Here is a 13,691-nt window from a genome sequence, read left to right on the forward strand (position 1 = left end):
GTGTATTTTGTTTTTATTGTTAATGAGAAAAACAATCAATGATTTTTAAAGCTACCTCTAATGCTTTTTTACCTTGTTCTAGAGAAACAATGGGTGTTGTATTGTTCTTAATGGCTTGTGCAAAGGTATCCAGCTCATCCAGTATTGCATTATTAGATGCAATATCGGGGTTGTCAAAATAAATTTGTTTTTTTATTCCTTCTGCATTTTGTAATATCATAGCAAAATCATCAGGTTTTTCTGGAGCATCTTTCATTTTTACAACTTCGCATTTTTTTTCAAAGAAATCTACAGAGATATACGCATCACGTTGGAAAAATCTGGATTTTCTCATATTCTTTAGTGAGATTCTACTTGCTGTAAGATTCGCGACACATCCATTTTCAAATTCGATACGAGCATTTGCTATATCTGGCGTTTCACTAATTACAGATACACCACTAGCACTAATATGTTTGACTTCAGAATGTACAACATTTAGTATTGCATCAATATCGTGAATCATAAGATCTAAAACGACAGGAACATCAGTTCCTCTGGGGTTAAATTCTGCTAGTCTGTGTGATTCGATAAACATTGGGTTATCAATTTTATCGGCTACAGCTGTATAGGCAGGATTAAACCGTTCTACATGACCAACTTGTCCCTTTACATTATAAGTATTGGCGAGATCAATAAGTTGTTTAGCTTCGTCTACAGTATTTGTAATTGGTTTTTCTATAAAAACGTGTTTACCCGCTTTGATCGCTTGTTTTGCTACTTCAAAATGAGCAAAAGTTGGGGTGACTATATCTACTACATCAACAGCATCTATTAATTCCTGAGCAGAATTAAACAATTGATATCCGAATTCATCAGAGATAGCTTTAGCTTGGGCCTCACTAGCATCGTAGAAACCTATTAGTTCATAATTGTCTGATTGTTGTAGAAGACGTAAATGGATTTTACCAAGGTGTCCCGCACCGAGTACTCCAGCTTTGAGCATAATTCAAGATTTTACACAAAAATAGTATTATTTATAAATTTTGAATCCTAATTATATCTAAAATGCAAAATTTTAGTCAGAACATAAAAATAGTTTATAAATCTTTAAAATGTTTATGTAATTTTATCCGGCTAAATAACCCTTATAATAGTGAAAGATACCCTTAGACATGCTGGAAAAAGAAAACAATTGGTAGATGTACTGATCAAAAAAGGGATCAAGAGCAAAGCCGTATTATCTGCTATAGCCAAGATTCCTAGGCATTTATTTATTGATTCTGGATTCGAAGATCATGCATATCAAGATAAAGCGTTTCCGATTGGTGCAGATCAAACGATTTCTCAACCATATACTGTAGCTTTTCAAAGTGAATTATTAAAAGTAGAAAGAGGAGATCAAGTATTAGAAATTGGTACGGGATCTGGATATCAAACGGCAGTTTTATGTGAACTTGGAGTCAAAGTATATAGTATTGAACGACAAAAAGAGCTCTTTAAAAAAACAAAATTGTTATTGTCAAAATTAGGATATCGACCTAAGTATTTATCATTTGGAGATGGATATAAAGGATTAGTAGAACATGCACCATATAAAGCTATTATTGTAACTGCGGGTGCTCCTTATGTTCCCAAACCATTATTAAGTCAATTGCAAATCAATGGGCGTTTGGTGATTCCTGTGGGAGAAAAAGTGCAGATAATGACCCTTTTTGTTCGTAAAAGCGAAACAGCATTTGAAAAACATGAATTTGGAGAGTTTCGATTTGTTCCTCTGTTAGAGGATAAAAATTGAGTTCAGTGAAAAAAGCAGAAGTTATACTTGGCTTTTTTATTTTCTTAGGAATTGTTTTGTTTATATCGAATTATCCTTTTGGAGCTGTAATACTACTGCTTGCTGGTTTGATGTTGTCTGGGTTTTATATAGGATATGGAGTCTTTCTGTTTAATGATATTAGTTTACGAGCATTACTTACTAAAGGAACATCTTTGTTTAGAGATATAAAGGTACAAGATATTATGCTCTCTATCATTAGTAGTATTAGTATTTCTATTCTTATAATGGGGGTACTTTTTAAAGTGTTGAGGTGGCCTTTTGCTCATGAGAATCTTTTGGTTGGTTTCATTATGGTTGTGATAGCTTTGGGATTTGTTTTGAGAAATCGTTTAGTAAATAAAAGAACGGTTTATAGGAGACTTTTTTTGAGATTAATTGTGTTTGGGGGAATAGGTCTCGCATTGCTAACTCAATCAAACTCTATATTTATAGAATTGAAATACAAAGATTACCCGAATTATATTGAAGCAGTCAAAGAATTAAATGAAGATCCTGATGATATTTTATTACAAGAAAAGGAACAACTAGAATATGATAAAATGAAAGGGAGATAATTAGTAACGATTAATTACTTCTTTGTTATCTGAAATCCTTTTTAATACGATCAAGGTTTCTTTTGTTATCTCTATCTTTTATAGTTTCACGTTTATCATACATCTTTTTACCTCTAGCAAGAGCGATATTAAGTTTTGCCAATCCACGATCATTTACAAAGAGTCGGGTAGGAATGATGGTTAATCCTGAATTTTTTACTTCTTTTTCAAGTTTTTTTAATTCTTTTTTATTTAATAATAGTTTTCGTTCACTTTTTGGATTGTGATTAAAATAGGTAGCATGAGAATATTCTTCAATATTCATGTTGATTACAAATAGTTCATTATTATTAAATTCACAAAAACTCTCTGCAATACCTGCTTTACCTTCTCGTATTGCTTTTATTTCTGTACCAACAAGTTTGATTCCAGCAGTATATTTATCGATGAATTCATATTCAAATTTGGCCTTACGATTGAGTATATTGATCTTATTCTGTTTCATGTCTGGATATTCGGGGTACTTTTAATAAATAAATACAAAAGTACAAAGCTTTCCTGAAAGAAAGCCAAGTACAAAAAATGAATATACAAATACTTTTCTAAGGTTCTTGAAATTGAATGGTAGATATCTTACTATCTGTACTAAGTTGTAAATCCATTATCAATACAGTTTTATCAAATTCAGCTGAGTAACTGTATATGTTTTCAGCTATTTCTATAAATGTTATACTCTTTAGGTTACCAAATTCTTTATAACAACCATTTATAAATAGAGAAACTCCTTTTTTTGTAGTTGCTTCTTGTAGTTCTGTAGTATACATATCATAAATAGCATCTACATCTTGGGCATTATAATTTTGTTGAAATTTCTTTGTTACGCTTTTGTAAGTAATTTCATCTTGAGATACAGTTGTATGAGTAATTGAGCATAGTAAGATTAGAACGACATATCGTATGGTGATCATATTTTGGGTAGTTTTTAATATTATTTTTTCATTCTTAAATTTATAAAAAAATAATAATTGATTGAAATGAAAGCTTAAGTTTATTTTGGTAATAGTTTGATGGTTAGTTTGTTATTAAGAAGTAGGTAATGATTTTGTTATAGAAGTTCTTTAGTTTAACATAATCCTTACACTTATTGATAGGGTAAAGGTTAAATTAGTTTTTTTTAAATTAATTTATATGAGACGCTATTTTGGGATACTATTGGTGACCTTTTCTTTTTTGAATATAACGATTGCTCAATCTTCTGCTACAGAAATAGTTGATAATGCAATTAAAATTTCTGGTGGAACAACATATGATAATGCAGTTGTATATTTTTCTTTTAGAAATAAAACTTATAGAAGTGATAGAAAGAAAGGGATGTATAAGCTAGAGAGGTTTGTAGATACTCCTAATGGTGTAATACATGATGCAGTAGGTAATTCTGGATTAAAACGTGCTATAGAGAATTGCCCTGTAAAAGTTCCAGATTCTTTGGTAACAAGAATAAGCGATGGTGTAAATTCTGTGCATTATTTTGCTAATTTACCCTATGGACTTAATGCTACTGCAGTCAATAAAAAATTAATAGGAGAAGCTACAATCAATGAGATTTCATATTTTAAGATACAAGTAACATTTAACCAAGAGGGGGGAGGTACTGATTATGAAGATGAGTTTATGTATTGGATTCGTAAGGAGGATTTTACAGTAGATTATCTAGCTTATAAATACGCTGTTAATGGGGGAGGTATACGTTTTAGAGAAGCTTATAATTCAAGAGTAGTAAACGGAATACGCTTTGTAGATTATAATAATTATAAGGCAGATGATTTGAGTACTCCTTTGAGTAATTTGGATGAATTATTTGAAAAAGGGAGGTTGAAATTACTTTCAAAAATAGAATTAAAAGATATCTACGTATATCCCAATTAATTTATGATAAGTACAGTGTCAGTAATTACTTCTCCTGTGATCTTTACAATAAATAATTTACCATAGATCGTCTCATCGATTGAGTTGTATTTATTTTTGCCAATTATTTTATTTACAAAAGTAGGAGTCGTATTACTATGACCTACTACAACTGTTGTTTTTCCAATAGTATTTTGCTGAAAATCGATATCGTTTAGTTTTTTAGGATTGTAAATTTTCATTTCTAATCCTTTGCTTTTTGCGATAGGTGCTGCAGTTTTTTTTGTTCTAATATAATCAGTGGTGTATACGTAATCTATAGGAGTATCCTCAAGTATTTTTGCCCAATTTTTTGATCGTATTTTACCTGATTCAGTAAGTTTTGGGTTATGATCTTTTGGATTACTTAAATCTTTTTCTGCATGTCTAATAAAAAAATAAGTGGTGGTTGGTTGCTGAGAGTTTTGAGCAGAACCTACCCATGAAAAAGAAACAATAAATAGAGCTATTAATATTCTCATAGTATTTTTAAATACGAAAGCAGTTATAAAAAATATTTTTTATAACTGCTTGGTTATTCTAACATTCCTGTTTGCCAAACAACTAATACCATTGATAAGATTGCTATAATAAAAAATCCTATATAAATATAGGTGCTCCTCTTTTTATTAGAGGAACCTAAATTTCGAGAAAATTTCATGATAGTTAAGGTTTAATAGTTGTATTTATAATAAGACTATTAAAAAATAATATTGTTACACTTTTTGTGGTTTGAATTGTGAAATTCTTTCTTCAAAACTTGTTGCTGATATAGGAACTACCACGTTTTGAAATAATTCTATGAGTTGTTGGTCATGTTTCCATTTTTTTTGTTTTGCAAGATTAAAATGCACAAAGGTGCTCCATAGTATAGCTTTGATTTCTGTTTTATCTTGGTTCCACATTCTTATTTCTACTTGTAATTGATTTTCTGTAAACTGTATAAGCTGTGAATCAATAGTAACTTTTTCCATAAGGAGTGCTGGTCTTATGTAAGCTATTTGATTAGTACCAACAACCCAACTTACTCCTTTGCTTTTTGCGAGATCAAAAATATCGAGGTTATAGCACTCTTTTATTTGATCCTCACGTGCATTAATCATATAGTTGATATATGATGCATTATTGAGATGATTAAAAGGATCACAATCTTGAAACCTTATTAGTGCTTTGCTTTCTGGTGTTTTTGTTAGTGTCATGATTTCTTTATTTATTTTATACCGATTGGTATATTTTAGGTTAAAAAAAATGATAATTATCTTTTTAGCTTTTTATGAATCATGGTATCTATCTGATCCATGGTTTCCAATAAATAGCTGTTATCCTCCATAGTATGAGTCATAAAAATAGCACCTGTTATCATGCTATATAGTCGTTTTGCATATAGTATAGAATCTATTTCTTCTTTTATCTCGTTATGTTTTTTCCCCTTATCAATAAGTTTGGCTACATTGTTTTGAATTTTAGTGATAGCTGATTTTACATGTGCAAAAAGAGTAGGAATCTGATATTTTGCATCTACTCCCATATTGAGTACTGGACACCCACCTGTTTCTTGAGTATAATTGTAATAGTTTCTATAAAAATCGGTAATTAAAAATAATTTCTCAATAGGTGATTTACTTAATGATTGATGCTCTGCAATACGATCTATCATATTTCCTTCGGTCATTTTGAAAGCAGCAATAGCCAGTTCTTCTTTATTTTTAAAATTACCATAAATTGCACCCTTGGTAAGCCCAGTAGCTTTGGTAATATCACTCAAACTAGTTGCAGCATACCCATTTCTATTAAATATAGGAGCAACGGTTTGAGTTATAAATTCCTTAGTCTGTTCGGCTTTTGTAAGCATGTTATTTCTAATAATAAATGTAAATATATAAAAAATATACCAATTGGTATATTTTTTCATTTTGAATAGAATGTTTTATGTGAAATTTTAATAAACGGTGTCGTTTATTAAAATTGATTGCGTAGATTTGTTTAATTAAACGTAAGCGTCTAATTGTGCCAAAAATAATAGCTAAAAAAGAAGATTGGATAACCTTAGGGTATAAGCAATTTTCTGAACAAGGAATTCGGGGGATAGTGGTCGAAAAAATGGCTCTACAACTAAAGGTTAATAAATCAAGTTTTTATTGGCACTTTAAAACAAAAAAAGATTTTATGAATGAAATAATATCTTTTTGGGTAACCATAGATACTAATAAAATAGTATCATCTATAGAAAAAAAACAATCTGGTAAAGAAAAATTTGAAAAGCTGATAGAGTTGGTATTTAAGAAAGAACCTTATTTAGATTTTATTTTTTTTCTTAAACGATATGCCATAAAAAACAAGGAAATCCAATTATTGATAGATGAAATAGATAAGCAAAGGATTGATTATACTAAAGGTATACTTATAGAAATGGGATTTTCTATAAATGAAGCAACTATAAAATCTACATTATTTTATAAATATTTAATAGGTTATCATGAAATGATACGCTATAAAGAACAAAGCAAAAATTATGTAAGTAATGTAAAAATAGAACTCAATCAATTTATAAAATATTAACTGATGAAAACTAAAAATATATATTGGATTATTACAGGAATACTAAATTTGTTTACTGCTCTGTTACATTTAATAGCGGGTCAAATGGATCTCATAAATCCGTTATTTCTGAGTAACTTAAGTCTTCAAATACAGGCCGAACTATTAGGTGTTTGGCATATGGTTACTATTATCTTATTTGCTTCTTCTTGGATGTATTTTAAATATGGATTTGATACAAAAAGCAACAATAATTTAGAAACAGTTTCTTTTATAAGTTATCTGTATATCGCTTTCTCATTTGCATTTATCTTTTCAAGCTTTTATCAATCTGTATTTGCATTACAATGGGTTTTGCTCTTACCAATAGGAATATTGGGGCTTGTAGGGATTAAAAAATCCAAATCCAATAATTGATTTGGAGGCTCCTATTTGGTGTTTTTATTTTTTATAATTGAGTTACATAGTTTTTTTGCAAACTCAGGTTTGGTGTACATTTGATGTTTTTCTGAGTCCTCAATAAAAACATCAATATTCATAGTCTTATACCACTCTTCTTTTGGAGTATTTATATCATCCTCTCCATAATAGAGAATTGTTTTTGCTTTAGGTTTATTGGTTTCATAGCGCAGTCTTGTAGAAGAGATAGCATATAATGAAGAGGTGTTTTTATTTTTTAATGCAAATTTCCAGCCTATGGTACCCCCAACACTAAACCCAAGAATGCTTGTTTTTCCTTTTTCAAGTTTCAGTAAATTTTGAACCGCCAGGTTAATTCCTCCATTTACGAATTGTTGATGAAGATTCTCTTCTAGGTATATAGAAGTATCTAGCTCACCAAGTTTACAGCAATCATAATATTGTATTTCAAAATGGTTTTCAAGATTACTGATGTAATAGTTTGTCCAATCTGATTTTTTATACCCCCAGAGGTCTGATAAAAGGATAAGTTTAGGTTTCATACTCTATAATAAATGATGTTGTTTTTATGATGAATGAGTCTGTGTTTTGCTTAAAAAACTAAAAACTGTTATGTTTTATATTTTGGTTTTTCCCATAAAGACACTCACTTTTGGATGTATAGGATTACCAGTAGTTCTTCTAAATGATACAATCTGACCTGTATGGTACAAAGCATCAGATATTGGACCATTAATGATATGCCAAAAAGGAAATTTTGTATCATTATCTTCTTTTCTAAAAGTTACATTTAAATTACCAATATTTTCGTTTGTTTTATCAGCAGATTGTTCACTTGCTTTTTTGAAATTAAGAAGTGTCTTTTTTCTTAATGTTTCAAACGTCATTGTTGATAAATCAGCAGGAGTAAGTCTTATACAAGGCAAGTTATGCATTGTATTGATAATCATTATCGAAAGCCAGTAAATATGTTCAATCGTTTGGTACGTACTATATCCTTCTAATGAAGGTTTATATTCTAAATCAGTTTTTGTAAGGTTTTCTGTAGCCCAATAATAACGATAACCAAGACCATCAATTAATCTGGATATGATCGCGCCAGAAGTGTAATGTTTAGGATATTCAGGAATTTGTTGATAAGGTAATTTCATATAACGAGGCGATTAGGAAATATAATTCCAGATATTTTTATGTTTAGCAAGTTGCTGGTAAGTATATAATAATACTTTATTCTTTTCTAGTGATAGAGAAGGGTCTTCTTTGAGGATTTTCATCGCATAATATCGAGCAGTTTTTAATATATCATTATCCCTTACAATATCTGCTATTTTTAGGTTGAGAACACCACTTTGTTGAGTTCCCATTATATCTCCTGGTCCCCGTAGTTTTAAATCTACCTCTGCAATATCAAAACCATCATTAGTGCGTACCATTGTTTCTAATCTTGTTTTACTATCAGCCGATAGTTTAAAACTTGTCATAAGAATGCAAAAACTTTGCTCTGCACCACGACCTACACGTCCTCGTAGCTGATGTAGTTGAGATAATCCAAATCGTTCTGCACTTTCTATAATCATTACGCTGGCATTAGGTACATTGACACCAACTTCTATTACAGTTGTTGCTACCATAATTTGCGTTTCTCCTTTTACAAAACGATCCATTTCATACTCTTTATCGGCAGGTTTCATTTTACCATGTACGATAGAAATTTGATATTCTGGAGCAGGAAAAGAACGGGCAATACTCTCATATCCGTCCATAAGATCCTTGTAATCCATTGCTTCAGATTCCTGAATCAATGGATATACTACATAGACCTGTCTTCCTTTTTGAATTTCCTCGGTAATGAATTTAAATACTTTTAAACGATTACTATCATATCGATGTACCGTTTTTATAGCCTTACGACCAGGAGGGAGTTCATCAATGACAGAAATATCCAGGTCTCCATACAAGCTCATCGCTAAAGTTCTAGGAATTGGAGTTGCTGTCATTACCAGAATATGAGGTGGATAGGTGTTTTTATGCCATAGTTTTGCGCGTTGTGCCACACCAAACCTATGTTGTTCATCTATAATTGCCAAGCCAAGGTTTTTGAATTGTACTTTGTCTTCCAGCACAGCATGAGTACCAATCAAAATATGTAATGTGCCATTTTCTAATTCCTCATGTATTTCTCGTCGCTCTTTGACCTTAGAACTTCCCATGAGTAATTTTATGTTAATATCTAAATCTTTAGTAAGTTCTTTGATTCCCATATAATGCTGATTGGCTAATATAGCGGTAGGAGCCATTAAACATGCTTGAAAACCATTATCAATAGCGAGTAGCATAGTCATTAAACCTACAATGGTTTTACCAGAGCCCACATCTCCCTGTAAAAGCCGATTCATTTGCGCACTACTGCCAATATCATTACGGATTTCTTTGATTACTCTTTTTTGGGCATTCGTAAGTTCAAAAGGAAGATGGTTTTTATAAAAATCATTAAAATATGCACCAACCTCTGTAAAAGGGAAACCTTTGATTTTGTGTTTACGAATTAGTTTTTTGGTAATAAGTTGTAATTGAATATAAAAGAGTTCTTCAAATTTAAGACGATATTGTGCTTTAGAAAGAAGTTCTTGGCTTTTCGGAAAATGAACATTAAAAACAGCTTCACTTTTAGAAATAAGTTTTAAATCATTGATAATTTCTTGAGACAAGGTATCATAGAATCTTACTTTTGTTTCTATAAACAGCTGTTGCATCATTTTGCTCATTACCCTATTGGTAATTCCCTTGTTAGAGAGCTTCTCTGTAGAAGGATAAATAGGTTGCATTGCTGTCCTTAGGTTTTTTTCATGCTCAGCAAGTAGTTCCATATCAGGATGAGGCATATTAAAACCATTATAATATTTGGTTTTCCCAAAGATAACATAAGAAGTATTCAGCTTTAGATTTTCACGAATCCATTTATGCCCTCTAAACCATACCAACTCTATCGTTCCAGTCTCATCCATAAATTTGGCAACAAGTCTTTTTCCTCTTTTTTGTTCAACAGTTTTAAGGTTGATTATTTTACCAATAATCTGTACTTCGGCAGAATTACGTTGTAATTGATTGATTTTGTAATACTGAGTTTTATCCAAGTATCGATTAGGAAAAAGGTTGATAAGATCCTGATAGGTGTGAATACCCAACTCTGACCTAAGCAAGGTTGCTCGCGATGGGCCAACACCTTTTAGATAATCAATCGGAGTTTGTAAAATAGAAGGATTCATTAGGACGAAGATAGCATTTATTAGAAAATAGTTCAACCAAAATGTTGTCACATAACCAGACTAATTTCGTTATTTTGGCAAAGCATTTGATTTATGTAGTTGATAAGGTAAATACAAGTGTATTATAGATATTAATAAGAAAAAGCGAATGAGATTTATTTTAAGTGTTTTTATTATACTTTTTTCCTTTGCAGGAAATACACAGGAAACAAGTTTAGATATATATAATAAAGAAGTTAAACAACAAGGGTATGTTGATTTTTTAGAAGGAAAGATTGATGTTGAACTGGCTATTAAAAAGAAGGAAATACAAGGGGAGGTAATGTATACTTTTAATATACTAGAACCTACTTCATCTATTTATATTGATGCTCAGCAAATGGAAATTAAAGGTGTTATACTTGATAAAAAACAAATAGATTTTAAATATGACGGTAAAAAAATTATAATTTCTTCTGATTTTAAAACCTCAAAAAATCACAGCATCACAATTCACTATAAAGCTAATCCCAAAAAAGCATTGTATTTTTTAAAGGATTATGAAGGAAATGATCAGATCTGGACACAAGGGCAAGGAAAATATACATCTAATTGGTTGCCAAGCTTTGATGATATGAATGAGAAAGTGATTTTTGATCTTACTATTCAATACGATCATAAGTATCAGGTGATAGCCAATGGTAATTTGGTCAGTACAAATGCAGTAAATGATTCTGTACAAAGTTGGAAATATGATATGAAACGCCCTATGAGTAGTTATTTACTTGCTTTTGTAGTTGGTAACTATGAGAAAGTGGTTGAGATTTCTTCAAATGGTACTCCTTTAGAAATGTATTATTACCCAACAGATAAAGATAAATACGAAGCTACATATAGGCATAGTAAAAAGATATTTGATTTCTTAGAAGCGGAAATCGGTTTTTCTTTTCCTTGGCAGAATTATAAGCAAATACCAGTAAAAGATTTTTTGTATGCAGGTATGGAGAATACGGGAACGACCATTTTTTCTGATGCTTTTGTGGTTGATGAGACTGCTTTTATAGATAGAAATTATATTAACGTCAATGCACATGAATTAGCACATCAATGGTTTGGGGATTTGATAACAGAAACTCATGGAACTCATCATTGGTTACAAGAAGGATTTGCAACTTACTATGCACTTCTTGCAGAGAAAGAGATTTTTGGAGAGGATTACTTTATGTATAAGTTGTACGAGAGTGCAGAGCAACTTACAGAGTTATCCAAGACCAAAAATGCCACCTCATTGATGAACCCAAAGGCAAGTTCACTTACTTTTTATCAAAGAGGAGCATGGGCCGTTCATGCACTGAGAAATTTAATAGGAGATACCAGTTTTAAAATTACGATTCATAACTACCTAGAAAAGTATAAGTTTCAAAATGTGACTACAGATGATTTTATAACAATCGCAGAGGAGGTAAGTGGTACAGACTTAACATCATTTAAGGTATTATGGATAGAAAATATAAAGTTTCCTTCTCAAGAAGCATTAAATATACTTACCAAATCAGAATTTATAAAAAGATATCTAAGTCTGGCACAAGAGCGAACACAGCCATTAGAAGGAAAATGGGGTACTTTGGCAAAAGCATTAGATTTTCCTACAAATGATTATATAGGCCAGGAAGCAGTGTATCAATTAGAAGGAAAGAGCACACCAGAGATCATAGCACTTTATGATAAAGCTTTTGAAACTAATAATGTTTTTGTGCGTCAGGCTATAGCTAATACATTGAGGTCAGTTCCTCAAGGTCTCCAAAAGCAATATGAATCTTTATTAAATGATTCATCATATGCAACTATAGAACCCGCATTATATCATTTATGGACGAGCTTCCCCAAGAAAAGAAAAGAATATCTTGATACTACCAAAGATATCATTGGATTCAATACCAAAAATGTGAGAACATTATGGTTGGTATTGGCATTGAATACACAAGGATATGAAACAGATAAGCATCAAAAATTTTATTTTGAGTTATCAGGATATACCTCACCAAAATATAATACGAGTACAAGAGAGAATGCTTTTGCATATCTAGAAAGTTTACAGGCTTTTTCTGATCAATCATTAATTCATCTAGCAGAAGGGGTGGTGCATTATAATTGGCGTTTTAGAAATTCGTGTAGAAAAATGATGGATAAATTATTAAAAGACGAAGAATATAAAAAGAAATATGTAGTTTTATTAAATGATTTGCCACAAGATCAACAAGATTTTATAAAAAATAAGTTAACCCCATAATATATAATATGCGCGCATTGGTGATTTCTGGAGGCGGTAGTAAAGGAGCTTTTGCAGGAGGCGTTGCACAATATTTGATTCAGGATTTAGGTAGACAATATGATTTGTTTATGGGGACATCTACTGGAAGTTTGTTGGTATCTCACTTGGCAATGTCAAAAATAAAAGAGATAAAAACTTTTTATACATCCGTAAATCAATCTTCTATATTCAGAAACTGTCCATTTACCATAAAAAAGAAAAGATGGTATACTAGTATTAATATCAATCATTTTAATGTACTACTTAATTTAATTAGAGGTCAAAAATCTTTTGGCGATAGTAGAAACCTTAGGGATTTAGTAGAAAATGCCATTTCAGAACCTTTTTTTGAAGAATTAAAAAACGGAGATAAAGATATAATTATCACAGTAACCAATCTATCTACAAATGAAGTAGAGTATAAATCTATAAAAGATTGTGAGTATCAAGATTTTTTGGATTGGATTTGGATATCTTGTAATTACCCGCCCTTTATGAGTTTGGTAAGAAAGAATAATTGTGATTATGTAGATGGTGGTTTAGGATCTATGGTTCCAATAGAAGAAGCAATAAAGAGAGGAGCTACAGAGATTGATGTTATTATTCTGGAAACTGAAGTAAATCATCTAAATCGTATGCCTACAAAAAATCCTTTTTCTTTGATTACAAATATGGTAGACTTTATGATGGATAGGATAGAGCATCAAAATATTAGAATAGGTAAGTTCAAAGCTATGGAGAAAGATGTTGCTATAGATTTATATTATACACCTACTGTGCTCACTACCAATTCATTAATTTTTGATAAAGAAAAAATGACACAATGGTGGACAAAAGGTTATAACTTTGCAAAGAAAAAAAACGTTTCGAACCCATTATAA

At 30.9% G+C, this 13,691-nt stretch carries 16 protein-coding genes; 7 read left to right on the plus strand and 9 right to left on the minus strand.

Features of this window, described 5'->3' with window-relative positions; genetic code table 11:
• Positions 1–19: 19 nt before the first annotated feature.
• The gene (locus tag DG508_RS11650; RefSeq protein WP_103864636.1) at positions 20–985 is read right to left on the minus strand and encodes a Gfo/Idh/MocA family protein; all 966 of its coding nucleotides are present in this window, start codon (positions 983–985) and stop codon (positions 20–22) included.
• Positions 986–1,135: 150 nt separating this feature from the next.
• On the opposite strand from DG508_RS11650, the gene DG508_RS11655 reads away from it, so the two are divergent.
• The gene (locus DG508_RS11655; protein ID WP_108868306.1) at positions 1,136–1,777 is read left to right on the plus strand and encodes a protein-L-isoaspartate(D-aspartate) O-methyltransferase; all 642 of its coding nucleotides are present in this window, start codon (positions 1,136–1,138) and stop codon (positions 1,775–1,777) included.
• Positions 1,778–1,782: 5 nt separating this feature from the next.
• Positions 1,783–2,373 (plus strand): hypothetical protein, encoded by a 591-nt coding sequence (locus DG508_RS11660; RefSeq protein ID WP_159090800.1) that lies wholly within the window; start codon positions 1,783–1,785, stop codon positions 2,371–2,373.
• A 25-nt stretch (positions 2,374–2,398) separates the two neighbouring features.
• Here DG508_RS11660 and smpB read toward each other — a convergent pair whose 3' ends face one another.
• Together smpB and DG508_RS11670 are read right to left on the minus strand one after the other, a co-directional pair.
• Positions 2,399–2,857, minus strand: a complete 459-nt coding sequence (gene smpB, locus DG508_RS11665; RefSeq protein ID WP_108868308.1) for an SsrA-binding protein SmpB — start codon at positions 2,855–2,857, stop codon at positions 2,399–2,401.
• A gap of 97 nt (positions 2,858–2,954) precedes the next feature.
• Positions 2,955–3,320 (minus strand): DUF3887 domain-containing protein, encoded by a 366-nt coding sequence (locus DG508_RS11670; protein WP_108868309.1) that lies wholly within the window; start codon positions 3,318–3,320, stop codon positions 2,955–2,957.
• Positions 3,321–3,540: 220 nt separating this feature from the next.
• Here DG508_RS11670 and DG508_RS11675 point away from each other — a divergent pair, with 220 nt between their 5' ends.
• Positions 3,541–4,278: a DUF6503 family protein gene (locus tag DG508_RS11675; RefSeq protein WP_108868310.1), complete on the plus strand. Its 738-nt coding sequence runs from the start codon at positions 3,541–3,543 to the stop codon at positions 4,276–4,278.
• On the opposite strand, the gene DG508_RS11680 is transcribed toward DG508_RS11675, so the two are convergent.
• The 3 genes from DG508_RS11680 to DG508_RS11690 all read right to left on the minus strand — a co-directional run bounded on the left by DG508_RS11680 (position 4,275) and on the right by DG508_RS11690 (position 6,208).
• Positions 4,275–4,778, minus strand: a complete 504-nt coding sequence (locus tag DG508_RS11680) for a SixA phosphatase family protein (protein ID WP_108868311.1) — start codon at positions 4,776–4,778, stop codon at positions 4,275–4,277. The genes DG508_RS11675 and DG508_RS11680 overlap by 4 nt on opposite strands.
• A gap of 234 nt (positions 4,779–5,012) precedes the next feature.
• Positions 5,013–5,495: an acyl-CoA thioesterase gene (locus DG508_RS11685; protein WP_108868312.1), complete on the minus strand. Its 483-nt coding sequence runs from the start codon at positions 5,493–5,495 to the stop codon at positions 5,013–5,015.
• Between the two features lie 56 nt (positions 5,496–5,551).
• Positions 5,552–6,208, minus strand: coding sequence for a TetR/AcrR family transcriptional regulator (locus tag DG508_RS11690; RefSeq protein WP_234418223.1), 657 nt, complete (start codon positions 6,206–6,208; stop codon positions 5,552–5,554).
• 95 nt (positions 6,209–6,303) lie between these two features.
• Between DG508_RS11690 and DG508_RS11695 the strand changes: the two genes are divergently transcribed.
• Both DG508_RS11695 and DG508_RS11700 read left to right on the plus strand, forming a co-directional pair.
• Positions 6,304–6,855: a TetR/AcrR family transcriptional regulator gene (locus tag DG508_RS11695; RefSeq protein ID WP_103864645.1), complete on the plus strand. Its 552-nt coding sequence runs from the start codon at positions 6,304–6,306 to the stop codon at positions 6,853–6,855.
• 3 nt (positions 6,856–6,858) lie between these two features.
• Complete coding sequence (locus tag DG508_RS11700; RefSeq protein WP_108868314.1) at positions 6,859–7,251, plus strand: hypothetical protein; 393 nt, start codon at positions 6,859–6,861, stop codon at positions 7,249–7,251.
• Between the two features lie 11 nt (positions 7,252–7,262).
• Here the strand turns inward: DG508_RS11700 and DG508_RS11705 are convergent, their stop codons facing one another.
• The 3 genes from DG508_RS11705 to recG all read right to left on the minus strand — a co-directional run bounded on the left by DG508_RS11705 (position 7,263) and on the right by recG (position 10,520).
• A complete protein-coding gene (locus DG508_RS11705) occupies positions 7,263–7,796 on the minus strand; it encodes an alpha/beta hydrolase (RefSeq protein WP_108868315.1) in 534 nt (177 codons plus the stop codon).
• 75 nt (positions 7,797–7,871) lie between these two features.
• Positions 7,872–8,405 (minus strand): hypothetical protein, encoded by a 534-nt coding sequence (locus tag DG508_RS11710; RefSeq protein WP_108868316.1) that lies wholly within the window; start codon positions 8,403–8,405, stop codon positions 7,872–7,874.
• 12 nt (positions 8,406–8,417) lie between these two features.
• Complete coding sequence (gene recG / locus DG508_RS11715) at positions 8,418–10,520, minus strand: ATP-dependent DNA helicase RecG (RefSeq protein WP_108868317.1); 2,103 nt, start codon at positions 10,518–10,520, stop codon at positions 8,418–8,420.
• 148 nt (positions 10,521–10,668) lie between these two features.
• Between recG and DG508_RS11720 the strand changes: the two genes are divergently transcribed.
• On the plus strand, positions 10,669–12,789 hold the full coding sequence (locus tag DG508_RS11720) for a M1 family metallopeptidase (RefSeq protein ID WP_108868318.1): 2,121 nt from the start codon (positions 10,669–10,671) through the stop codon (positions 12,787–12,789).
• 8 nt (positions 12,790–12,797) lie between these two features.
• Positions 12,798–13,691 carry a patatin-like phospholipase family protein gene (locus DG508_RS11725; protein ID WP_108868319.1) on the plus strand — a complete coding sequence of 298 codons (894 nt, stop codon included), beginning with the start codon at positions 12,798–12,800 and terminating at the stop codon, positions 13,689–13,691.

It is taken from the genome of Aquimarina aquimarini (assembly GCF_900299535.1).
GTDB classification, from domain to species: Bacteria; Bacteroidota; Bacteroidia; order Flavobacteriales; family Flavobacteriaceae; genus Aquimarina; species Aquimarina aquimarini.